The 22,470-nt window shown below is 66.2% G+C and carries 17 protein-coding genes; 13 read left to right on the top strand and 4 right to left on the bottom strand.

Annotation, left to right across the window (positions count from 1 at the left end):
• Nucleotides 1-7 precede the first annotated feature (7 nt).
• The 9 genes from AC07RM_RS25390 to AC07RM_RS25350 all read left to right on the top strand — a co-directional run bounded on the left by AC07RM_RS25390 (nt 8) and on the right by AC07RM_RS25350 (nt 11,965).
• The gene (locus tag AC07RM_RS25390) at nt 8-898 is read left to right on the top strand and encodes a response regulator transcription factor (RefSeq protein WP_495336326.1); all 891 of its coding nucleotides are present in this window, start codon (nt 8-10) and stop codon (nt 896-898) included.
• A 119-nt stretch (nt 899-1,017) separates the two neighbouring features.
• Nucleotides 1,018-1,551, top strand: coding sequence for a fimbrial protein (locus AC07RM_RS25385; RefSeq protein WP_495336324.1), 534 nt, complete (start codon nt 1,018-1,020; stop codon nt 1,549-1,551).
• A 171-nt stretch (nt 1,552-1,722) separates the two neighbouring features.
• Nucleotides 1,723-2,505 (top strand): fimbrial biogenesis chaperone, encoded by a 783-nt coding sequence (locus AC07RM_RS25380; protein ID WP_495336323.1) that lies wholly within the window; start codon nt 1,723-1,725, stop codon nt 2,503-2,505.
• A 10-nt stretch (nt 2,506-2,515) separates the two neighbouring features.
• Nucleotides 2,516-5,077, top strand: a complete 2,562-nt coding sequence (locus tag AC07RM_RS25375) for a fimbria/pilus outer membrane usher protein (RefSeq protein ID WP_495336322.1) — start codon at nt 2,516-2,518, stop codon at nt 5,075-5,077.
• On the top strand, nt 5,074-6,084 hold the full coding sequence (locus tag AC07RM_RS25370; RefSeq protein WP_495336321.1) for a fimbrial protein: 1,011 nt from the start codon (nt 5,074-5,076) through the stop codon (nt 6,082-6,084). The genes AC07RM_RS25375 and AC07RM_RS25370 overlap by 4 nt, the downstream gene beginning before the upstream one ends.
• Before the next feature lie 518 nt (nt 6,085-6,602).
• Entirely contained in the window at nt 6,603-7,166 is a 564-nt protein-coding gene (locus AC07RM_RS25365) for a fimbrial protein (RefSeq protein WP_495336320.1), read from the top strand.
• Between the two features lie 233 nt (nt 7,167-7,399).
• Nucleotides 7,400-8,176: a fimbrial biogenesis chaperone gene (locus tag AC07RM_RS25360; RefSeq protein ID WP_495336400.1), complete on the top strand. Its 777-nt coding sequence runs from the start codon at nt 7,400-7,402 to the stop codon at nt 8,174-8,176.
• Between the two features lie 4 nt (nt 8,177-8,180).
• Nucleotides 8,181-10,841: a fimbria/pilus outer membrane usher protein gene (locus AC07RM_RS25355; protein WP_495336319.1), complete on the top strand. Its 2,661-nt coding sequence runs from the start codon at nt 8,181-8,183 to the stop codon at nt 10,839-10,841.
• 56 nt (nt 10,842-10,897) lie between these two features.
• Nucleotides 10,898-11,965, top strand: coding sequence for a fimbrial protein (locus AC07RM_RS25350; RefSeq protein ID WP_495336318.1), 1,068 nt, complete (start codon nt 10,898-10,900; stop codon nt 11,963-11,965).
• 9 nt (nt 11,966-11,974) lie between these two features.
• On the opposite strand, the gene AC07RM_RS25345 is transcribed toward AC07RM_RS25350, so the two are convergent.
• Nucleotides 11,975-13,576, bottom strand: coding sequence for a phospholipase D family protein (locus AC07RM_RS25345; protein ID WP_495336317.1), 1,602 nt, complete (start codon nt 13,574-13,576; stop codon nt 11,975-11,977).
• Nucleotides 13,577-13,788: 212 nt separating this feature from the next.
• Between AC07RM_RS25345 and AC07RM_RS25340 the strand changes: the two genes are divergently transcribed.
• The 4 genes from AC07RM_RS25340 (at nt 13,789) to AC07RM_RS25325 (ending at nt 19,578) form a co-directional block, all read left to right on the top strand.
• On the top strand, nt 13,789-15,900 hold the full coding sequence (locus AC07RM_RS25340; protein WP_495336316.1) for a TonB-dependent siderophore receptor: 2,112 nt from the start codon (nt 13,789-13,791) through the stop codon (nt 15,898-15,900).
• Nucleotides 15,901-15,952: 52 nt separating this feature from the next.
• Nucleotides 15,953-17,143 carry a PepSY-associated TM helix domain-containing protein gene (locus AC07RM_RS25335; RefSeq protein WP_495336399.1) on the top strand — a complete coding sequence of 397 codons (1,191 nt, stop codon included), beginning with the start codon at nt 15,953-15,955 and terminating at the stop codon, nt 17,141-17,143.
• A 4-nt stretch (nt 17,144-17,147) separates the two neighbouring features.
• The gene (locus tag AC07RM_RS25330; protein WP_495336315.1) at nt 17,148-17,354 is read left to right on the top strand and encodes a hypothetical protein; all 207 of its coding nucleotides are present in this window, start codon (nt 17,148-17,150) and stop codon (nt 17,352-17,354) included.
• 85 nt (nt 17,355-17,439) lie between these two features.
• Nucleotides 17,440-19,578, top strand: coding sequence for a TonB-dependent receptor domain-containing protein (locus AC07RM_RS25325; protein ID WP_495336314.1), 2,139 nt, complete (start codon nt 17,440-17,442; stop codon nt 19,576-19,578).
• A 63-nt stretch (nt 19,579-19,641) separates the two neighbouring features.
• On the opposite strand, the gene AC07RM_RS25320 is transcribed toward AC07RM_RS25325, so the two are convergent.
• The 3 genes from AC07RM_RS25320 to AC07RM_RS25310 are packed head-to-tail and all read right to left on the bottom strand — an operon-like array spanning nt 19,642 to nt 22,381.
• Entirely contained in the window at nt 19,642-20,520 is an 879-nt protein-coding gene (locus AC07RM_RS25320; protein ID WP_203204593.1) for an ABC transporter permease, read from the bottom strand.
• A 29-nt stretch (nt 20,521-20,549) separates the two neighbouring features.
• Nucleotides 20,550-21,368, bottom strand: a complete 819-nt coding sequence (locus tag AC07RM_RS25315) for an ABC transporter ATP-binding protein (RefSeq protein ID WP_495336398.1) — start codon at nt 21,366-21,368, stop codon at nt 20,550-20,552.
• A gap of 2 nt (nt 21,369-21,370) precedes the next feature.
• Nucleotides 21,371-22,381: an ABC transporter substrate-binding protein gene (locus AC07RM_RS25310; protein ID WP_208509930.1), complete on the bottom strand. Its 1,011-nt coding sequence runs from the start codon at nt 22,379-22,381 to the stop codon at nt 21,371-21,373.
• Nucleotides 22,382-22,470: the final 89 nt, after the last annotated feature.

Genomic DNA, 22,470 nt, shown 5'->3' with positions numbered 1-22,470 from the left:
AGACAGTATGTTTTGGCAGGGTTCCATCTCTCGTGGTTTCCACGGCGGCCATGCGCGCGCGATGTCGCGCAAAGCCGAAGTGCCCCAGAGCGATAAATGGAGTGTTTCGAGGCACCGCATCGAGATGGACTCCGAAGAAGAGCGCTGCGCCGAGCAGCCGTTGCAGATTGCGCTGCTGGGCGACGACCCCGCCCAGGCCGATGCGCTCGCCAGGTTGCTCGTGGACCTCGGCTACTCGATTCGCACCATGGCGCTCGACGTTCATTCCGTCGAGACGGACGATACGGGAAGTGCAGGCCTGTTCGTGCTCGACCTGCACCGCTTCTCCGCCGAGAAGGCCTGCCTGTTGATCGAGCGTATCCGTGCGCGGGTCGGTGTCTTGCCCCCCGTCCTGCTCCTGAGCACGGAACTCCGTGAAGACGTGGTCGCCACCCTGTATGCGGCCGGTGCCGACGATGTTCTGCCGAGGCCTGCGCATCGCTCCGTGTTCGCGGCGCGCATACAGGCCCTGGCCCGGCGCGCCTATCCGCACCTCGAACTCCCCAGCGATGTGCTGCGCGTGGGTGTCTATGCCATCGACCTGCCCGCGCGTCATCTCTGCATGTACGGCCAGCCGGTCAAGTTGTCGCGTCGGGAGTTCGATCTGGCGCTGTATCTGTTTCGCAATGTCGGAAAGCTCGTCACGCGAACCATGCTCGAAAAGGCCATCTGGGGCCGGGAACTCGGTATCGATTCCAAAACGCTCGACACGCATATCTACCGATTGCGCGTCAAGCTGAAATTGCAGCCCGAGAACGGGGCGCAATTGGCCAGCGTCTATGCGCAGGGATTCCGACTGGTGCGTGTCATGACATCGAGTGGCGATCGATCGGAGTCCGAATTGCCAGTCACACCTTAGTTGCAATATTGAACAATTGTCAAAGTTCAATTTTTGACGTGTTTTTCCTGAATAGACTTCGCTCCGCCATCTCGGCACTGGTCTCTTAATTTATCAATCTAATTCCCTAGGAAATACAAATGAATCAATTCACGGTCGCAAAGATCGTCGCTGTCGCCGCGTTGGGTGTCGCCGCCCAGAGCGCTTTCGCGATCGATGGCACTGTCAACTTCAAAGGCAAGATCATCGAGGCGCCTTGCTCCATCGCTGGCGAGAGCAAGAACCAGAACGTGGAACTGGGCACCATTTCCACCGCCTACATGGCCACCGCGGACGGCACCAAGTCCACGCCGGTGCCCTTCGTGATCAAGCTGATGAACTGCGGCGAAACGGCCACCGGCGCCACGGTGACGTTCAGCGGACCGCCCCATCCCGACAACTCCGCGTATCTGGCCGTCGGCCTGGGCGAAACCGACCCGGCGGTCGGCGTCGGCATCGAAGTGCTCGACTCCGCCGGCAGCCAGATCGCGAACAACGCGGCGTCCGCCAACTACAGCCTGGGCAAGGGCGACTTCTCGCTGCAGTTCAAGGCTGGCTACGTGACGACCAAGAAGGACACCGTCAAGAGCGGTTCGGCCAACGCCGTCGCGAACTTCACGATCGCCTACAAGTAAATCCGGAACCCGTCCGGCGGCAGCCGGATGGGATGTTCCAACCGGATACGGCCCGCTCCTTCACGGGCCATTTTTTCTCCCTCTTCTTTTTTCTTCTTCTTGGCGCCGGACCGGCTCGCCGCGCACCCGAGGTGCGTCACGCGCCGCCTGGATTGCGCATCGGGGAACTCCATGCTTTTCAAAAACGCGCTGCGCTCGGCAGGTGTCACGTTGATGGTGGTCGGCTTGCTGGGTGCGCATATCGCGCCGGCCGATGCCGCCGTCATGCTCGGTGGTACCCGCGTCATCCTCCACGAGAAAGACCGCGAAGCATCGATCTCGATGAAGAACGAAAGCGGTTCGCCGTATGTCGTGCAAGCCTGGATCGATGCCGGCGAAGGCAAGAACAAGACACCTTTCCTGGTCACGCCGCCTCTTTCGCGGCTGGACCCCGGCGTGGAAAACATTCTGCGCGTACTGCGCACATCCAAGGATCTTCCCGCCGACCGCGAATCGGCGTTCTGGCTCAACGTGAAGGAGATTCCGGAGAAGGCGCAGGAAGACAACGTGCTGCAGATCGCGGTGCGCACGCGCATCAAGCTGTTCTATCGGCCCACGGCCCTGCGGGATAGCGATCCGGCGGCCGCCCGGAACCGGTTGAAGTGGGCCATCGTGGCGGGGCAGGACGGCAAGGGCGCCGCATTGAAGATCGTCAATCCGACGCCCTATCACGTCACCTTCACCTATCTCCATGTCAATGGAAATCAGCAGGAGATCAATCCCGACATGTTGCCGCCGATGGAGGAGCGCATCTATCCGCTGAACAGCATCACGGAACCGCAAGCTGTTTCCGTGAAGTTCACCACGATCAACGACTTCGGAGGCCAGACCCCCCAGGAAAGCGTCCGCGTTCCCGCGACGAACGAGCCCGTGGAACTCCAGCCCCAAGCCGCGGCAACCGACAAGCGGCCATGACGCCACGGAGATGAACGTCGTGAGTGCTTCCGTCCCCCCTCGAAATGTTCGAAGGCATGCGCTTTCGGCCATCGCGCTCGCGCTCGTGGCACACGCCGGCCATGCGCAGAAGCCGAAGGAAAGCATCTTCAACGAGAAATTCCTGACCATCAACGGCGACCAGGCGAACGCCGATCTTTCGATGTTCTCGTTCGGCAACCAGGTGATGCCCGGCGTCTACATGGTCGAAATCATCCGCAATGGCGCCCCACTGAGCAAGGTGGAGGTCCGCTTCGATGCGGTGGAAGGAAAGCGCGATGCCGTGCCCTGCCTCACGGTGGACCTGCTGCGCAGCTCGGGCGTGAACGTGGAGGTCTTCTCCAGCCTGTCGACGCTGCCGCCCGAAAGCTGCGTCGACCTGAACGCCGCGGTGCCGGAGGCCACGGCCACCTACGACGCGGGCCAGCAGCGGCTGCTGCTGAGCATTCCCCAGGCGGCCCTGAAGCGCTCGGCCCGGGGGGCGGTCGAGCCGTCGAAATGGGACCATGGCATCAGTGCCGCCATGCTGGACTATCAGCTCAGCGTGTCGCGCAACCATGGATCGAACAGCCTCTCCTATCGAGGGCCGACCTCGACCGGCGCCTTCGGCGGCGAGAAGGTCGAGCGCAACACGTTCTACGCCTCGGTGCTGGGAGGGTTCAACCTCGGCGATTGGCGTTTTCGCCACCGCTCCAACTACGACCGCGGCTTCGATGCCAAAGGGCGCTGGCAGGCCGTCCAGACGTACGCGCAGCGCGATCTTCCTTCGATCGGCGGCCAACTGCTGATCGGCGATGGCTTCACATCGGCCGAGCTGTTCGACGGCTTCCAGTTCCGAGGCGTGCAGGTGGCCTCGGACACCGCCATGCTGCCGGACAGCCTGCAAGGCTATGCGCCCACCATCCGGGGCGTGGCGCAGACCAATGCGCGCGTCACGGTGAAGCAGAACGGCTACATCATCTACAACACCTATGTCGCGCCCGGCCCTTTCGCGCTGGACGACCTGTACCCGACTTCATCGGGGGGCGACCTGGAAGTGACGATCACCGAGGCCGATGGCCGCGAGACGCGCTACATCCAGGCCTTCGCCGCCGTGCCCACGCTGCTGCGCGAAGGCACGTGGCGCTACAGCGCCACCGCGGGCCAGTTCCGCAGCGGCGACGAGCGCTACAGAGGCAACGCCGAGCGTCCCTATTTCGTCCAGGGCACGCTGGCGCGAGGCTTGCCCAAGGATTTCTCCGTCTATGGCGGCGCCACGCTGTCGCGCGGCTATCAGGCCGGGATGGTCGGCACGGGCAAGAACATGTATGGCTTCGGCGCGGTGTCACTGGACCTCACGCATGCCCGAACCGAGGGGCAGGGCGACCAGACCCTCAGCGGCCAGTCGCTGCGGGCCCTGTATTCCAAGACGATCGATGACACGGGCACCACCTTCCGCATGGCCGGCTACCGCTATTCGACGAGCGGCTTCCGGACCTTTTCCGAATCGGTCGAGATGCGCTATGCGGCGGAGAACCAGTTGCCCTTCTTCAACCGGCGCAGCGAGGTGCGGCTGGATCTGGCGCAGCCCTTGGGAGAGTGGGGCTCGCTCTACGCGTCAGCGCGCCAGCAGAGCTACTGGGGCAGCGACCGCAAGGACAAGCTCGTGCAGGTCGGCTATTCCGGAAGTTACGGGCGGGTGGGCTACAACATCTTCTACAGCCAGGTTTCCAATCTCCGGGGACCGGCCAATCGCCAGGTCATGCTGACCCTGTCGATCCCGCTCGGATCGAACGTCAATGCGAGCTACGCCGTCTCGCGCAACAACCAGGGCCGTGTCACCCATCAGGCGGGGGTTTCCGGCAGCGCATGGGACGACTATCGCCTGACCTACGGCCTGACGGTGGACCGCTCCAACGAGGACGGATCGAATGGCAGCGCGAACCTGACCTACAAGGGACGCAGCGGCCAGGTGAACCTGAGCCACAGCCAGGGCCAGGGCTATGGCCAGACCAATATCAGCGTGGCGGGCGGCCTGGTGGCGCATGGCGAAGGCCTGACCTTGTCGCAGCCCCTGGGCGAAACCATCGCGCTCGTGCGTGTTCCCAAGGCCTCGGGCGTGGGCATCGAGTCGCAGTCCGGCGTGAGCACCGACGCCACGGGCCATGCCGTCGTCCCCAACCTCACGCCCTACAGAAACAACCGCCTTGCATTGCTGACGCAGGACCTGGACGACAAGGTCGAAGTCAAGCATGCCGCGCGCGAGGTCGTTCCGACGCGCGGCGCCGTGGTGCTGGCGCCGTACGAGACCTCGGTCGGCTATCGGCTGATGTTGACGCTGACCAATCCGCAAGGCCGGCCGCTCCCCTTCGGCGCGCGCATCGACAACGAGGCGGGACAGGAAGTGGGCGTGGTCGGACCCGAGGGCCAGGCCTATGTGACCGGCGCGGGTGAAACGGGCACCTTGAAAGTCATCTGGGGCGACCGTGCCGGCGCGCAATGCCAGGTCAGCTATCGCGTACCCGCTCAGGACGTTGCGGCGCCCATCCACGAAATGAAGGAGATCTGCCGATGAGCGCGCTGCATCGATGCTTTCTGGTGTCGGGAATTCTGGTGGGTGCGAGCATGGCTTCGGGCAGTGCGTTCGCGGACTGTGGCTACAGCAAGAACATGAACATGGGCGCCCGTATTTTCAATGCGCCCAGCACGATCATCGTGCCGCGTACGGCTGGCATCGGTAGTGTCATTGCGAGCAGCGGCAACCTCAGTTTCGGTGGCGGCTCCTTCTGGATCTGTCAGGGCAGCCCGAGCGCCAAAGGCATCTACGCCATCCTCAGTCCCCTGATGGGAGCGCGGGTCGAGGGGATGTCGCCGACGACCTATTCGACCAATATCGATGGCATCGGTTACAGGGTGCGAATCACGCCGGGCAGGGTCAATCAATTGGGCAGTCGCCATGAACAACACAAGGGCGGCACCACCGGTTCCACCTACATCGACTGGCGAGCGGTGGTGATCGACCTGGTCAAGACGGCGCCCGTCGTGGGAAATGGCGCGATCACTCCCGGCGCCTATGCCCGCTTTCACATGGAGGACAACCCTGCCCAGCAGTGGTTCACCGCGGACATCAACTCGGTGCGAATTCTCGCGCCCACCTGTCAGATCACGACGGCGACGAAGAACCAGACGGTCTCGCTGGGCGAAGTGCGCATGAATCGCTTCTCGGGGGTGAGCAGCACGGCGGCGGAAAGAACATTCAACATCGGCGTGACTTGCGATGTGTCGGCGACTCAGCAGGGCAATGCAGTGTCTCTGATCCTCGAGGGAACGGCGGATCCATCGGACAAGCCCGGCGTGCTCCAGCTCTCTTCCGATGCCGACAAGGCCGCCGTCGGCGTGGGTATCCAGATACTCGACGGCAAGACCAACACGCCGGTGAAATTCGGCGAGCCCGTCGCGATCGGCAATTCCGCGGCTGGCACGATCGACATGCCGTTCAAGGCGCGCTACTACCAGACGGCCAAGGACATCATCCCCGGCCAAGCCGACGGCATGGTCACGCTGACGCTTTCCTACAAGTAAGCAGGACGGCCGGCGCACCCCCGTGAGGGCGGTGCGGTCGTGCGGCCGTCGCGCGCTGACCGAGGCGTCGCGCGCATTTCACCGTCCCGCATCAGGGCGTGTCGAGCCGCGACATGTCCATGGCATCGACGGATGCCCGTCGCGCGTGCCATGTCGACCGGAGCGCAGCTTCAGCCGCGTATTTTTAACGGCATCCCCACCTTCACCCTCGCGCATCAGCAGGCCAGTCGCGGCGTGATGCGACCGCACCCTGGCGCTCGCTGTTTCGGCCGCTCGGTCGATCGGAGGCTCAAGCCCTCTTCAAAACCCAATTGTTTATCTATTGTTATCTTATTGAAAATGGATTTTTCAATGTTCAATTAGACACATCGCGTTCGTAAGAAATCTTAAAGATATTTAATCACAATTGCATTGAATATTGAATCGAGAGTAGCGTTTATTTGTTTTTGGTAACTACCATTGCGTTGGTCCGATTGATGTCGGACTTGCAATTCACATTACTTTTACCAAGGAAACCAATGCTTAAGAACGCATTTACCAAGATCGCAGTGATCGCCGCCGTCGGCGCCATGTCGCAAGCTGCCCTGGCCCAGGACGGTCAGGTCAACTTCGTGGGCGAGATCACCGACAGCGTCTGCTCGATCGCCCCCGAAAGCATGAACCTGACGGTGCCGCTCGGCAAAGTGAGCAAGAACGCTTTCCCGACGGTTGGCACGGGCTCCTCGCTGGCCAAGTTCACCCTCAATCTGCGCGATTGCCCCGTGACGGCCAACAAGGCCAAGGTGACCTTCTCGGGCACGGCGGACAAGATCAACGCCGAGCTGCTGGCGATCGAACTCTCGAACGGCACGGGTAACCCGACGGCCAAGGGTGTCGGTATCGAAATCAGCGACTGGGACGCGGTGAAGATTCCGCTGGGCCAAGCTTCGCGCGACTACCTGATCGCACAAGGCTCCAACGACCTGCAATTCCGCGCCCGTTACATCTCCACCCTGCCGCTGACGCCTGCCGCTGCGAACGGTCCGGCGCTCACGCCTGGCTCGGCCAATGGTTCGGCGCAATTCACGGTTGCCTACAACTAATTGAGCAATACGGCGCGAGGTCTTGGCGACCTCGCGCCGTCCGAGGCGGGAATCGGCGGTGCAAGGCCGCGCAATTTTTTCGTGCTCGCCTCCGGTCGATCGATCTTTTTCCTTCGAGGTGCCGCCATCGGCGCATCGAAGTGCGTGCGTGCGCGCGTCGTGGATGCGGCTCGCACCGAGGAATACATATGTGCAGCAACAAAAGAATTCGGTGGATCTTCGGCCTCTTCGTGATGCTCGGACTCCAGTGCCTGGCGAGCGCCAGCGTGATGCTGTCCGGCACGCGCGTGATCCTGAACGAGAAGGACCGCGAGACCTCGCTTCCGATGAAGAACTACGGCACATCGCCCTATGTGGTCCAGGCCTGGGTCGATGCCGGCGAAGGCAAGAACAAGACCCCGCTGATCGTCACGCCGCCGCTGTCGCGGCTCGATCCGGGCAAGGAAAACCTTCTGCGCGTGATGCGCGTCGCCGGCGACCTGCCGGCCGATCGCGAGTCGGTGTTCTGGCTCAACGTCAAGGAGATTCCCCAGCGCCCGGGCGAGGAGAACGTGCTGCAGGTGGCGATACGCAACCGGCTCAAGCTGTTCTACCGGCCCGCGGGCCTGCCGGGCAGTGCCGGGGATTCGCGTGCCCTGCTCAAGTGGTCGGTGAGCGCGGGTCCGCAAGGCCAGGGCGCGGTGCTCAAGGTCGGCAATGCGAGCGCCTTCCACATCACCCTGCTGAAACTCACGGTCAACAAGGGGCAGGGTCCGGACAGGAAGGACCAGGAAGAGCTCGATGCGGGCATGGTTGCGCCATTCGGCGAATTGAGCTTTCCGCTCAAGACCCTCAAGGCCCCGCAGGCCATCCAGATCAATTTCACGACCGTCAGCGACTACGGCAGCGAAACACCCGAGGAATTCGTCAAGGTGCCCGAGGGGGCCGAGCCCGTGGCCTTGAAGGCCGAGCCGGCACCCATTCCCGAAGCTCCTTCCGTTTCCGCCACCAGCAGCGGCGCGCCGCGTTAAGCCGATGCGACGCACCCATCCCCCGCGGGCGCGCGCAGGCGCGCCGTTCCGCCTCAGCCTGTGCGCCGCCGTGCTCGGCGCCCTCGGTGCGCCGGTCGTCGCGCAGCAGTTCGCCGCCTCGAGCTTCAACGAGGGCTTCCTTGGTGTCGGCGGCGACCAGCAGAACGCCGACCTGTCGCTGTTCGCCTTCGGCAATCGCGTGCTGCCCGGTTCGTACACCGTCGACGTGTCGGTCAACACGCGAAGCGCGGGCCAGGCCGTGATCCGCTTCGATGCCAAGGACGGCAAGAGCGACGCCCAGCCTTGCCTCACGCGCGGCATGCTCGACGGGTGGGGTCTCAACGTGGCGGTGTTTCCAACGCTGGCGGCGCTGGCGGACGACGCCTGCGTGGACCTGGCCGCGGCCATTCCCGATGCGTCCTTCAGCTACGACCCCGACAAGCTGCGACTGGCGGTCAGCATCCCGCAGGCGGCGATGAAGCGCTCGGCGCGCGGTGCCGTGGATTCCGACAGGTGGGACAAGGGCATCACGGCCGGCATGCTCGACTACCAGGTCAACTTCGCGCGCCATGGCGGAGACAACGTCCCTCGCGGACCCGACCCCTTCGCGATGCCGCGCAGCGCGTTCGACGGCAACCCGTTCGGCGAGCGCTACCGGGAGCCCCGGCGCGACAGCCTGTTCGCGGGCATCCGTGCCGGCTTCAATCACGGCGATTGGCGCTTTCGCCACTTCTCGACCTACAGCCGCGGCACCGATGGGCAAAGCCGCTGGCAGGCGGTCAACACCTATGCGCAGCGCGACCTGGCCTCGCTCAAGGCCCAGTTGCTGATCGGTGACGGCAACACGCCCGGCAACCTGTTCGACAGCGTGCCGTTCCGCGGCGTGCAGATCGCGACCGACGAGTCGATGCTGCCCGACAGCCAGCAGGGCTATGCGCCCACCATCCGCGGCATTGCCCGGACCAATGCGCGCGTGACCGTGCGGCAGAACGGCTACGTCATCTACAGCACCTTCGTGGCACCCGGTGCCTTCGTGATCGACGATCTGTATCCCACCTCGTCGAGCGGCGACCTGGAAGTGATCGTCACCGAGGCCGACGGACGCGAAACCAAGTTCATCCAGGCGTTCGCGGCCGTGCCGACTTTGTTGCGCGAAGGAACCTGGCGCTATTCGGCCACGATCGGCAAGTACCGTCGCGCGCCCGGCGACGAGTTCATCCAGTCCTCCTACGGCTGGGGGTATGGCGGCCTTCCGCCCTCGGCCTGGCCGCGGCGAGCGCGGGCCGAGCCGGCCTTCGTGCAGGGCACGGTGGCGCATGGCCTGAGCAACGACTACAGCGTCTATGGCGGGCTCATCGCCTCGGGACGCTACCAGTCGGTGATGGCCGGCGTGGGCAAGAACATGCAAGCGCTCGGCGCCATCTCCGCCGACCTCTCGGCCGCGCGCGCCGTGGTGTCGCAACCGCTGCTGGTCGATCGAACCTACAACGGCCAGTCGGTGCGCTTCCTGTACTCGAAGGCCTTCGACGCGGGGACCACCGTGCGCGTGGCCGGCTACCGCTATTCCACCAGCGGCTACCGCACCTTCCAGGAAGCCGCGGACATGCAGGGGCTCGATCCGCGGGACCGCCTCAACAACCGTCGCAACGAATTGCGCCTCGAGCTTTCCCAGTCGCTGGGCGACTGGGGCGCGGTGACCGCGTCGGCGCGCCAGCAGAGCTACTGGGGCACCAGCGCCAAGGACAGCCTGGTGCAGATCGGCTACTCGGGCAGCTACAAGCAGTTCGGCTACGGCATCTACTACAACCGCAGCAGCAACCTCTACAACCGGGCGCCGACCAACCAGATCATGTTCACGCTGAACATTCCGTTGGGCGCCTCCGGCGCCAGCGCCCACTACTCGGTGATGCACGAGCGCAACGGCGGCACCAGCCAGCAGGCCAGCGTGTCGGGCACCGCGCTCGAGGATTCGCGCCTCAGCTACAGCGTGTCGGCCAACCATGCCGGGGATCAGGGCTCCACCGGCGGTGCCAGCGCCAGCTACATGTCGCCCGTGGGGCGTTTCGACTTCAGCCATTCGCAGGGCTCGGGCTACCGGCAGACCAGCGTCGGCATGGCCGGCGGTTTGCTGGCGCACAGCGGCGGCGTGACGCTGTCGCAACCGCTGGGCGACACGATCGCGCTGGTGCAGGTGCCCAAGGCTTCGGGCGTGGGCATCGAAGCGCGGCCCGGCCTGGCCACCGACTGGGCCGGCAATGCCGTGGTCGCCAACGTCAGCCCCTACCGCGAGAACCGCCTGGCCGTGCGCACGCAGGACCTGGGCGACAACGTGGAGGTCAAGAACGCGGTGACCGAGGTCGTGCCCACGCGCGGCGCGGTGGTGGTGGCGAAGTTCGACACGGCCGTGGGCTACCGGCTGATGCTGACCTTGAAGGGCCGCAAGGGCGAGCCGCTGCCCTTCGGTTCCATGGTCGAGAACGAGGCGGGCCAGGAGATGGGCATCGTGGGCCCCGATGGCCAGGCCTTCGTGACCGGCGCGCCACCGAGCGGGCGCTTCACGGTGCGCTGGGGACGGCGCGACGAGGATCGCTGCACCTTTGCCTACAGCCTGTCCGAGGAGGTCGGCGCGCCGCCGATTCGCGAAGCGGCGGCGACTTGTGAATGAAGCAACGGTGAAGGGCGACTCGCTCGCCCTGCGCCGGAAATGATGAAGGATTGAATGTGAACCCCACCCAGATTCCGGACGGCCGACGCGCAAGCCGAACACAACCGTTGCGTGCCGCTCCGCGTGCGGCCCTCCCGCTTTTTCTGGCGGCGACTTTTCTTCTGATGGCGAAAGACGCCGAGGCTGCCTGCCGCCGGAATCCCGATTTCCCGATCAACGACGTGTACCTGAAGGTGGGCCAGACCATCGTGATGCGTGCGAGCGATCCGATCAACAAGGTGTATGTCGATCAAACATTCCCCATGAATATCCCGGGAGGTATTCGGCCGTTTCTTTGCCAATATACGGCGCTGCTGACGGGCACCATCGAGAAGGCAGGAATCACGCCGCTCGGAGACTCCTGGTACACGACGAACATACCTGGCGTCGCGATGCGGCTTTCACGACAGGATAGGGCAGGGGGGACCTTGAGAGATATGCCTTATCCGTATTCCTTGTCCGGGACCGATGCGACTGGCACCAGTCCGATCGTGGGTTTTTTCGATCCCAACATGACGGTGCGCGTTCAGATCAAGAAATTCCAGCCGAGGACGGGCAGCGGTCCGATCGCCCCGGGCCTCTATTCGAGATATTTCGGGGACGACCAGGTATCCCTCATCAATATCTACGTGGAGGCCAATGGGATCACGGTCGTCACACCGAGTTGTACGGTGGACGCCGGATCGCAAAATATCCCCGTGGTTTTCGGCAAGGTGCCCATGAGCAGCTTCAGCGGGCGGGGGACCACGGCCGAGGAGCGCAAGTTCACCATCAAGCTCGATTGCCAGGCTGGTGTGAGCGAGAACAAGATGGTGAGCCTGCGCATGGATGCCACCCGGGATCCGGCCGGCGGCGACGGCGTGCTCAAGATCACCCCGGGCGCCAAGGTCGCCGGTGGCGTGGGCATCCGGCTCAAGAACGAACAGCGGAACGAGCTCGTCAAGTTCGGGGAGAGCATGCAGGTCGGTCCAGCGGTCAGCACCATCTACAACGTGCCCTTCTCCGCGAGCTACATCCAGACCGCCGACAAGGTGACGCCGGGCCAGGCGAACGGCATGGCGACCTTCACGCTCACCTACCAATAGCGCCCGCGCTCACAACTGATCCGTCGGCACGAACCATGAGAACAACAGCAGCTGAAACCGCGTCAGCATGCTCGAATCGGGCTCGCTGTCGAGCACCTCGTTGTTGACGTCGCCGGTGCCGATCCACTGCACGTTCTCGCCATCGGGCTTGAGCACGACGCGGTAGACGCCCTCGATGTCGTCGAGCTGGTAGGCATAGAGCAGGGCCTGGGTCAGATCGAAGCTGCGCACGCGCACGCCGAACTCGGTGTTGAGCAGGGCCGAGCGCGGGTCGAGGTTCATCGAGCCCAGCATCACCCATTCGCGGTCGATCAGCGCGAGCTTGGCATGCAGCCGGCCGCGCGCCTTCTTCAGCAGGTCGCGGAACTGGCCGCTGCGCTTGAGCTGCTGGGTGCTGACCTCGTAGAGCTCCACGCCGAGCTTGAGCATGTCGACGCGGTAGCGGTTGTAGTTGATGTTGACCAGCGGCTCGTCGCTGTCGGCCAGCGAATTGGTGATCACGCTGACCTGCACGCCGCGCCGGCGGCCTTCGCGGATGCGTGCCATGCCTTCGTCGCCCGGGATGAAGTAGGGCGAGATCACGAGCACGCTCGAGCGCGCGGTGGCGGCCAGTTCGTGGAAGCGCTGCGCCACCGATTCGGTGGGGTGTCGCATCACGCCCAGCGCCTTGTTCGGGCTGTCGGCGCTGGCGTGCGCATCGGCGCGCATCCATTGCAGGGTGGGGATGTTCAGCAGTTGCAGGCCCAGCGGCGGATCGCCGAGCACGTCGCTGTCGCCCGGTGGATCGGGCCAGGGCGCGAAGCGCAACGAGGTGGCGGTTTCGAAGTCGGCCTTCAGCACGGCCGGCGTGCGGTGGTTGATGGCCACGGTCTCGATCGGATAGACGACGTCGCTGTTCCAGTAGGTGTCGAAGACCGCGGCCGATTCGGCCACCACCGGGCCGGCCATCAGCAGTTCGAAGTCGATGAAGTTGGCGACTTCGCTGCGCAGGAAGTATTCGTCGGCGAGGTTGCGCCCGCCCGCGATGGCGATGGCGCCGTCGGCCACGAACAGCTTGTTGTGCATGCGGTGGTTGAGCCGCCGGAAGTCGCCGAGGAATTCCATCCAGCGCGTGGCCGAGTGGTCGCGCGCATTCACGAAGGGATTGAACAGCCGCACCGAGGCATTCGACTCGGCCGCCAGGCCGAGCAGCAGCGGGTCCATGCCGGAGGTATAGAAGTCGTCGAGCAGGAGCCGCACGCGCACGCCGCGGCGCGCGGCATCGCGCAGTTCGCGCAGCAGCAGGCGGCCGGTCTTGTCGTTGCCGAGCTGGTAGGTCTGCACGTCGAGCGAGCTCTGGGCGCGGCGGATCAGCTCGAGCCGCGCATCGAGCGCGAACGAGGCCTCGATCAGCGGCCGCACGCTCGACAGCCCGTCGCGCGGCGCATCGAGATGGGCCGCGGCGCGGCCGAGCAGGGTGGCATTGGAGGCCGGAATGGCGAGCACCGGCGTGTCGGCGGCCCGCGGCGGCAGGCCGGCGCAGCCCGCGAGCACAAAGGCGGTCGCCAGCGCGAGCAGCCATGCCGCGGCCCCGCGCAGGGCGAGGAACCGGGAGGCGAGGGTGGTGTGCATGACGGCGGACGCGCGAATGTTGCAGGGGCGGCGGACGAAGCTTGACGGGACTATCCCGCGCCTGGCGCGCGCCGATGCTAGCTGTGTTGCGCCGAAACCACGAGTCGCAAGATCAGGCGGCACCCCTTGGGCCCACCCGGATTTGGCGGAAATGTGAATTATTCCGTTTTAGAATGAGAATGGTTCTTAATATCTAGAGGAGTGGAGTCGGAATGGCGGTCTTGTTGACGCAGCGCAATGCCTTGGCGCTGATGGGGTGTCTGGCGATCTACGCGAACCAGCAGGTGCTGGCGCAAACGGCCGCCACGACGGCACTGCCCGAAATCCGGGTCGAGGCCCCGGCCGAAACGGCGACCACGCCGGTGAATGGCTACCGCGCGAGGAATGCGGCGACCGCCACCAAGACCGACACGCCGCTGGCCGAAACGCCGCAGTCGGTGACGGTCGTGACCCGCGACCAGATCCTGGACCAGGGCGCCACCAACCTGCAGGATGCGCTCACTTACGCGGCCGGCGTGCGCTCCGATGCCTACGGCCTGGACTCGCGCTCCGACAGCTTCCTGGTGCGCGGCAGCGATGCCTCGGTCTACCTCGACGGGCTGCAGCTCTTCTCCGCGGGCTGGTACACGGCGACCGCGCGGCCCGACCCCTACACGCTCGAGCGCCTCGAGGTGCTGCGCGGACCGTCGGGCATGCTGTTCGGCGCCGGCACGGCGGGCGGCGTGATCAACATGGTCAGCAAGCGGCCGCAGACGCAGGCCGCGCGCGAAGTGGGCGTGCAGTTCGGCTCCTGGGGCCGCAAGCAGATCCAGGCCGACCTGACCGGCCCGCTGACGGCCGATGGCGACTGGTCGTACCGCCTGGTGGCGCTGCAGCGCAAGGCCGACACCCAGGTCGACTACGTGCCCGACGACCGCACGCTGGTCATGCCCTCGCTGACCTGGCGCCCCAGCGCCGCCACCTCGCTGACCCTGCAGGGCCTCTACCAGAAGGACAAGACCGGCAGCACCTCGCAGTTCCTGCCGTGGCAGGGCACGATCCTGCCGAACGTCAACGGCAAGCTGCCCGTGAGCCGCTTCATCGGCGAGCCCGGCGACGGCTACGACACCGAGCGCAAGACCTTCGGCTGGCTGTTCGAGCACCAGTTCAACGACCACTGGTCCTTCCGGCAGAACTTCCGGATGTCGCGCACCTACAACGACTCGCACTACCACTATGCGGACTTCTTCTCCATCCCCGGCGGCTGGGGCATGGACCCGATCGGCCAGCGCGTGATCGGCCGCATCAACGACAAGTCGCTGACCTGGACCCGCATGACGGGCATCGACAACCACGTCGAGGGCCACTTCGACACCGGCGCGCTGCGCCACACGCTGCTGGTGGGCGCCGAGTACTCGCGCCAGCGCCAGGACAAGTACGAAGGCTCGGCCTACAGCGCCATCGACGCCTACACCCCGGTCTACGGCCTGGGCTATGTGCCCGTGACCGACCTGAGCTGGAAGCCCCGCACCACGCAGCGCAATGCCGGCGTGTACCTGCAGGACCAGATGAAGCTCGACAACTGGATCTTCGTCGCGGGCCTGCGCTACGACCGCAGCACGGCCGGCACCGAAGGCAGTGCCTCGGAGACCACCACCGCCACCTCGCGCCGGCTCGGCGTGATGTACACGCTGCCCTCGGGCTGGGCGCCCTACCTGAGCTACACCGAGTCGTTCACGCCGCAGGCCGGCACCGATGTCAACGGCCGGCTGTTCAAGCCGCTGCGCGGCGAGCAGGTCGAGGCCGGCGTCAAGTACCAGCCCGCGGGTTCGCCGACCAGCTTCACGGCCTCGGTCTTCTCGCTCAAGGAAAAGAACCGCACCGTCTCCGACAGCACCAACCCGAACTACGGCCGCCAGATCGATTCGAGCAAGAACAAGGGCCTCGAGCTCGAGCTCAAGACCACGCTCGCGCGCGACCTCGACCTGATCGCCAACTACACCTACATCGAGGTCGATCCCAAGCTCACCGACACGCCGCGCAACCAGCTCTCGGTGTGGGGCAAGTACCGCTTCGCCGTCGGCGGCATCACGGGCTTCTCGGCCGGCGCCGGCGTGCGCTACATGAGCGGCTTCCGCGACATCGAAAGCACGGGCGCGGGCCCGCGCGTGCCGTCGGTCGCGCTGCTCGACCTGATGCTGGCCTACGAGTCGGACAAGTGGCGCTATGCGCTCAACATCAACAACGTGACCGACAAGATCTACTTCAGCACCTGTCTGGCCCGCGGCGACTGCTGGTACGGCACGCGCCGCAACGTGGTCGCCACCGCGACTTACAAGTTCTGAGGCTTTTCGAGCCGCCGCCACACCGAGCCTCGGGGACAATTCCGCCATGTCGATGAACAGCCGAAAGATCAAGACCTGGGCCTGGGTGCACAAGTGGAGCAGCCTCGTGTGCACGGTCTTCATGCTGCTGCTGTGCCTGACGGGCTTGCCGCTGATCTTCCACCACGAGATCGGCCACCTGCTGGGCACCGAGGTCGAGGCGCCGAAGATGCCCGCGGGCACACCGCGCGTGAGCCTCGACCGCGTGCTCGAGGTGGCGCGCGCGCAGCACCCCGACCGCGTGGTGCAGTTCGCCTCGCAGCCCGAGGACGACGACGGCCTGTGGTTCGTCACGCTCACGCCCACGCCCGCGCCCACCGACGACTTCAAGTCGGTCGCGGTCGATGCGCGCACCGGCGTCATCCTCGCGCAGCCGAAGTTCGACGAGGGCTTCATGTACGTGATGTTCAAGCTGCACGTCGACCTGTTCGCGGGCCTGCCGGGCAAGCTGTTCCTCGGCTTCATGGGCTTCCTGCTGCTGGTCGCGATCGTCTCGGGCGTGGTGCTGTATTCGCCGTTCATGCGCAAGCTCGACTTCGGCACGGTGCGCCGCGAGAAGCGGCCACGCCTCAAGTGGCTCGACCTGCACAACCTGCTGGGCATCGTCACGCTGGTGTGGCTGTTCGTGGTCGGCGCCACCGGCATGATCAACACCTGGGCCGACCTGGTGATCAAGTACTGGCAGTACGACCAGCTCACCACGCTGCTGGCGCCCTACAAGAACGAGCCGGTGGTCGCCGTGAGCGAGCGCGGCTCGGTGCAGCGCTCCTACGAGGCGGCGATGCAGCAGGCGCCGGGCAACCGGCTGTCGTTCATCGCCTTCCCGGGCACCTCGTTCTCGAGCCCGCACCACACCACCTTCTTCCTGCAGGGCAAGGAGCCCTTCACCTCGAAGCTGCTGCAGCCGGTGCTGGTCGATGCGAAGACCGCGCAGGTCACGGCGGCGCCGAAGCTGCCCTGGTACCTCACGGCGCTGCTGGTGTCGCAGCCGCTGCACTTCGGCGACTACGGCGGCATGCCGATGCAGATCCTCTGGGCGCTGCTCGACATCGCGACCATCATCGTGCTGGGCAGCGGCCTGTACCTGTGGCTCAAGCGCGGCAACACCGTGCCCGCGGCGGCTGCAAAGGCGGCCGCCGAACGTCCGCAGTGCGAGGAGGGCGGCGCACCGCAGGCCGATCCCGCGCCCGCATTGAAAGCCTGAGCCCATGACCGCAAAACATCCGCAGCACCACGGCTTCTGGCGCCTCTGGGGCTGGCCGATCGTCCTGGGCCTGCTCACGAGCTTCGGCCTGATCTCGGCGCTGTTCAGCGACGGCGGGCTCGGCGACGTCCTGGCCTGGATCACGCTCGGCATTCCGGTGGCGGTGGGTGCGTGGTACGGCTGGCGCCGTCCGCGCCCGGCCAGCGAGTAGCGCATCGCATCGATGTGCGCACGGCGCGCGCCACGGTGAGAAACCCCGAGGCCCGGCCGCCGCGCGGCACCGCAGAATCGGCGGCATGAAACCCGTTGCCGCCGCTGCCGTCGCCTGTCTCCTGCTCGATCTCTCCACGGCCTCGCGCGCGCAGTCTGCGACCGAAACCCCGTCGCCGTTCGCGGGCGCCTCGCTGCGCGAGATCACCGTCTCCACGCCGCGCGGCGAGGTCGCGCCCTTCAACGTGCCGGGCTCGGTCGATCGCGTCGACGGCGAGTCCATGCGCGACGGCCGCCTCGGCGTGAACCTGTCCGAGAGCCTGGGCGCGGTGCCCGGGCTGCAGGTGCAGAACCGGCTCAACTACGCACAGGACCTGCAGCTGTCGATCCGCGGCTTCGGCGCGCGCTCGACCTTCGGCGTGCGCGGCGTGCGGCTCTATGTCGACGGCATTCCAGCCACCCTGCCCGACGGCCAGGGCCAGACCTCGAACATCGACATCGGCTCGCTCGACCGCATCGAGATCCTGCGCGGTCCGTTCTCGGCGCTCTATGGCAACTCCTCGGGCGGCGTGCTGCAGGCCTTCACCGCTTCGGGCGAGGGCCGGCCGAAGCTGTCCTACTCGGCGGCGGGAGGCAGCAACGGCACCTGGCGCCAGTCGCTGCAGGCCAGCGGCTCGCAGGGCGCCATCGACTACCTGCTCGGCGCCAGCCGCTTCCAGACCGACGGCTGGCGCGAGCACAGCGCCGCGCGGCGCGACATCGCCAACGGCAAGCTCGGCATCGCGCTCGACAACGGCGACCGGCTCACGCTGGTCGTCAACAGCGTGCGCATCGATGCGCAGGACCCGCTGGGCCTCACGGCCGACCAGTACGCGCTGGCGCCACGGCTCGCGCCGCTGGCCGTGCAGTACGACACCCGCAAGACCGTCGAGCAGACGCAGGCCGGGCTGCTCTACGAGCGCCGCCTCAGCCAGACGCAGCAACTGCGCCTGATGGTCTACGGCGGCGAGCGCAAGACCACGCAGTACCAGTCGATCCCGCCCTCGGCGCAGCAGAACCCGCTGCATGCGGGTGGCGTGATCGACCTCACGCGCCAGTACGGCGGCCTCGACCTGCGCTGGACCGGCGCCTTCACCCTGGCGGATCGTCCGTTCGAACTGGTGGCGGGCCTGGGCTACGACAGCCTGCGCGAATGGCGCCGTGGCTACGAGAACTATCTCGGCAGCGGCGCGGCCCAGATCCTCGGCGTGCAGGGGCGGCTGCGGCGCTACGAGCGCAACGAGGTCTGGAACCTCGATCCCTATGCGCAGGCCAGCTGGCGCTTCGCCGAGCGCTGGACGCTCGAGGCCGGCCTGCGGCGCAGCAGCGTGCACTTCGATTCGGGCGACCGCTACATCGTCGGCAGCAACCGCGACGACAGCGGCAGCGCGCGCTATGCCAAGACCCTGCCCGTGGCCTCGCTGCGCTTCCAGGCCACGCGCGACATCGCGCTCTACGGCTCCATCGGCCGCGGCTTCGAGACGCCGACGCTCAACGAGCTGTCGTACCGCGCGGGCGGCGCGAGCGGGCTCAACTTCGCGCTGCGGCCCTCGGTCAATGACAGCCTCGAGCTCGGCGCCAAGGCGCGGCTCGGCGGCGGGCTGCTGACCGCGGCGCTGTTTCGCACCCGCACGCGCGACGAGATCGTGACCGACACCAACCTCGGCGGCCGCGCCACCTTCCAGAACGCGGGCCGCACGCGGCGCAACGGCTTCGAGCTGGCCTGGCAGCACGAGACCGAGAACCACTGGCGCACCCAGCTCGCCTACACCTGGCTCGATGCCACCTACCGCGATGCCTTCTGCTCGCCCTCGCCGTGCGCGGCCGCCAACACGGTGGCCGCGGGCAACCGCATTCCGGGCATCGCGCGGCAGTCGCTGTTCGCCTCATTGGGCTGGGTACCGCCCGAGGGCTGGCGCGCGGGCGTGGAGATGCGCGCGCTGGGCCGCATCCAGGCCAACGACCTCAACAGCGCGAGCGCGCCCGGCTACGCGGTCGCGGCCGCCTATGCCGGTTACCTCAAGAAGTGGGAGCGCTGGGAGTTCAACGCCTTCGCGCGCTTGGACAACCTGTTCGACCGGCGCTATGCCGGCTCGGTCATCGTCAACGAAGGCAATGCGCGCTATTTCGAGCCTGCGCCGGGCCGAAACTGGACGGTGGGCATGAGCGGTTCGTACCGCTTCTGAGCCTGCGGGCCGCCATGAAAAACGGCGGGCACTGCCCGCCGTCGCGATGGATGGTCGAGTGCCTCAGAAGGCCGCGGGCCGCCACTTCAGCAGCCGCTTCTCGAGCGAGCTCAGCAGGAAGTCGGCCGCCAGCGCGACCACCGCGAGCACGATCATCGCCGCGAACACGCCGCTGGCATTGAAGGCGCCCTGCGCGGTCGAGATCAGCAGGCCGATGCCTTCCTTGGCGCCGAGGAACTCGCCGACCACCGCGCCGACCAGCGCGAAGCCGAAGCTCACGTGCAGGCTCGCGAGGATCCAGGACATCGCCGAGGGGATCACCACCGCCATCGTGAGCTGACGCGGCGAGGCGCCGAGGATCTGCGCGTTCGCGATCATGTACTTGTCGGCTTCGCGCACGCCCTGGAAGGCATTGCCGAAGACCACGAAGAACACCATCACCACCGCGAGCGCCACCTTCGAGGCCATGCCCAGGCCGAGCGCGATCACGAAGATCGAGCCGAGCACCACGCGCGGGATCGAGTTGGCGATCTGGATGTAGAGGCTGAACACGTCCGACAGCAGCTTGTTGCGCCCGAGCACGATGCCGCAGATCACGCCGGCGATGGAGCCGATCAGGAAGCCGATCACCGTCTCCTCGAGCGTCACCGCGACCTGCATCCACAGCGACCCCTGGGCCGTGCCGTCGCGCATCCACTCCACGAGCTGGTCGTAGATCATGGTGGGCATCGAATAGAAGAAGGGGTCGATCCACTTCAGGCGCGCCGCGATCTCCCAGCCGCCGAGCGCGACCACCAGCACGACCAGCCGCAGCGCGATGATCATGCGGCGCCGGCCGCGGATGGCGGCCTGCGCGATCTCGGATTCGCGCGCGAGCGCGGCGTCGCTGAGGGCCGAGGGAAGTTGCGCGGCGGCAGGCGTGGTGGTGGTGGAAGTGCTCATGGCGGCGTGGGAGGGTGTGACAGCGTTGTTCATTGGATGACGACCTCTTCGCGCAGGTCGTTCCAGATGTGCTTGGACAGTTCGATGAACTGCGCGTCGTAGCGCACCTGCGCCATCACGCGCGGTCGCGGCAGGTCGATCTCGTAGACGCGCTTGAGCGTGGCGGGCCGCGCCGAGAGCACGAACACGCGGTCGGCCAGTGCGATCGCCTCCTCGAGGTCGTGCGTCACGAAGACCACGCTGCCGCCGTTGTTCGACCACAGCTGCAGCAGCTCGTCCTGCATCAGCGTGCGGGTCTGCATGTCGAGCGCGGAGAAGGGCTCGTCCATCAGCAGGATCTCGGGGTCGTTGATGAAGGTCTGGGCCAGCGCCACGCGCTTGCGCATGCCGCCCGAGAGCTGGTGCGGGTAGTGCTTGCCGAACTTGGCCAAGCCCACGCGGTGGATCCACTGCTGCGCCAGTTCCAGCGCTTCCTTCTTCGGCTTGCCGCGGAAGATCGGGCCGGCGGCCACGTTGTCCTCCACGCTGCGCCACGGGAACACCGCGTCGGCCTGGAACACGAAACCGATGCGCGGATCGACGCCGGTCACGGGCTGGCCCATCACGCGCACGTTGCCGACGGTGGGCTTGAGCAGCCCGGTGATCATGTTGAGCGTGGTCGACTTGCCGCAGCCCGTGGGCCCGACGATGGCGACGAACTCGCCGCGCGCCACCGACATGCTGAAGTTGCGCAGCGCGACAGTGGCGTTGCCGTCCTGCGAGATGAAGCGCAGCGACACGTCGTCGAAGTCGATCGCGGAGGTGGTCGCGACGTTGCCGCCGCCGGTGGGGGGAGTGCCGTGGCGCATGGTCATTTCGCCGCCGCGAGGTAGGCGTTGCTGTAGGTCTTCGACAGGTCGATGTTCTTGCTCTTCACGAGCGGCTTGTAGGTGGCCAGCACCTTGAGCACGGTCTCGGGGCCGCCCGCGGGCATCTTCGCGTCGGCCGTGAACATCGGCAGCGAGGCCTTGAGCGCCTGCACGTAGAGCGCCTTGTCGTTGCCGTAGTAGTCGCGCGGCACCTTCTCGGCGATCTCCTCGGCGCTGTGCGACTGGATGTACTGCATGGTGCGCGCGAAGGCACGCGCCAGCTTGCCGGCCTCGGCCTTGTGCGACTCGGCCCAGGTGTTCTGCACGTAGAGGCTGGCGGCCGGATAGAGGCCGCCGAGCGCCTTCACCGTGTCGGCCTCGGTGCGCAGGTCGACCAGCACCTGCGCATCGCCGCTCTTGACCATCTGCGACACCGTGGGCTCGGTCGTCATGCCGGCCTGGATGCGGTCCTGCTTCATCGCGGCGATGAAGGTGTTGCCCGCGCCCACGGGCAGCAGCGAGTAGTCCTTCGAGGCCACGCCCGCGCGGTCGGCGAGGTAGCGCGTGAGGAAGTCGGTCGACGAGCCCAGGCCCGTCACACCCAGGGTCTTGCCGCCCTTGGCGTCGGCCATGCTCTTGAAGCCGGCCGCGGCGGCCTTGGTGCTGACCAGCTCGACCTCGCCCGGCACCTTGCAGAAGACGGCGATCGCCTGGATCTCCTTGCCCTTGCTCTGCAGGTCGATGGTGTGGTCGTAGAAGCCGACCACGCCCTGCACGGCGCCGGCGATCAGCTGGTTCTCGGCGTCGACGCCCGCGGGCTGCGACTGCAGCTCGACGTTCAGGCCCTCGTCCTTGAAGTAGCCCAGCGCCTCGGTGAGCTTGGCCGGCAGGTAGATGATCTTGTTGATGCCGCCCACCATGATGGTGATGGGGGCGTCGGCGGCCTGGGCGAAAGGCGTGGCGAAGGCGGCGCAGAGGGCGGCGGCGAGCAGGGTGCGGCGGGTGGCGGACATGGGGTCGGGTGTCTCCGGTCGAGGTTGTTCGGTCGGGCCAGTCTAGGAATCGCCATCCTTCGGCCAGCTTTCAGCGCCGCGCGCGATTC

The organism is Variovorax sp. GW821-FHT09B05 (assembly GCF_059418265.1).
Note: the sequence above shows the minus strand (reverse complement) of the source record. Positions and strands in the feature narration are given on the sequence as shown.

Excerpts from the sequence above, each read along its gene's own strand:
- AC07RM_RS25390 (WP_495336326.1), top strand. The coding sequence starts at position 8 with ATGTTTTGGCAGGGTTCCATCTCTCGTGGTTTCCACGGCGGCCATGCG.
- AC07RM_RS25385 (WP_495336324.1), top strand. The coding sequence starts at position 1,018 with ATGAATCAATTCACGGTCGCAAAGATCGTCGCTGTCGCCGCGTTGGGT.
- AC07RM_RS25380 (WP_495336323.1), top strand. The coding sequence starts at position 1,723 with ATGCTTTTCAAAAACGCGCTGCGCTCGGCAGGTGTCACGTTGATGGTG.
- AC07RM_RS25375 (WP_495336322.1), top strand. The coding sequence starts at position 2,516 with ATGAACGTCGTGAGTGCTTCCGTCCCCCCTCGAAATGTTCGAAGGCAT.
- AC07RM_RS25370 (WP_495336321.1), top strand. The coding sequence starts at position 5,074 with ATGAGCGCGCTGCATCGATGCTTTCTGGTGTCGGGAATTCTGGTGGGT.
- AC07RM_RS25365 (WP_495336320.1), top strand. The coding sequence starts at position 6,603 with ATGCTTAAGAACGCATTTACCAAGATCGCAGTGATCGCCGCCGTCGGC.
- AC07RM_RS25360 (WP_495336400.1), top strand. The coding sequence starts at position 7,400 with ATGCTCGGACTCCAGTGCCTGGCGAGCGCCAGCGTGATGCTGTCCGGC.
- AC07RM_RS25355 (WP_495336319.1), top strand. The coding sequence starts at position 8,181 with ATGCGACGCACCCATCCCCCGCGGGCGCGCGCAGGCGCGCCGTTCCGC.
- AC07RM_RS25345 (WP_495336317.1), bottom strand. The coding sequence starts at position 13,576 with ATGCACACCACCCTCGCCTCCCGGTTCCTCGCCCTGCGCGGGGCCGCG.
- AC07RM_RS25340 (WP_495336316.1), top strand. The coding sequence starts at position 13,789 with ATGGCGGTCTTGTTGACGCAGCGCAATGCCTTGGCGCTGATGGGGTGT.
- AC07RM_RS25335 (WP_495336399.1), top strand. The coding sequence starts at position 15,953 with ATGAACAGCCGAAAGATCAAGACCTGGGCCTGGGTGCACAAGTGGAGC.
- AC07RM_RS25330 (WP_495336315.1), top strand. The coding sequence starts at position 17,148 with ATGACCGCAAAACATCCGCAGCACCACGGCTTCTGGCGCCTCTGGGGC.
- AC07RM_RS25325 (WP_495336314.1), top strand. The coding sequence starts at position 17,440 with ATGAAACCCGTTGCCGCCGCTGCCGTCGCCTGTCTCCTGCTCGATCTC.
- AC07RM_RS25320 (WP_203204593.1), bottom strand. The coding sequence starts at position 20,520 with ATGAGCACTTCCACCACCACCACGCCTGCCGCCGCGCAACTTCCCTCG.
- AC07RM_RS25315 (WP_495336398.1), bottom strand. The coding sequence starts at position 21,368 with ATGCGCCACGGCACTCCCCCCACCGGCGGCGGCAACGTCGCGACCACC.
- AC07RM_RS25310 (WP_208509930.1), bottom strand. The coding sequence starts at position 22,381 with ATGTCCGCCACCCGCCGCACCCTGCTCGCCGCCGCCCTCTGCGCCGCC.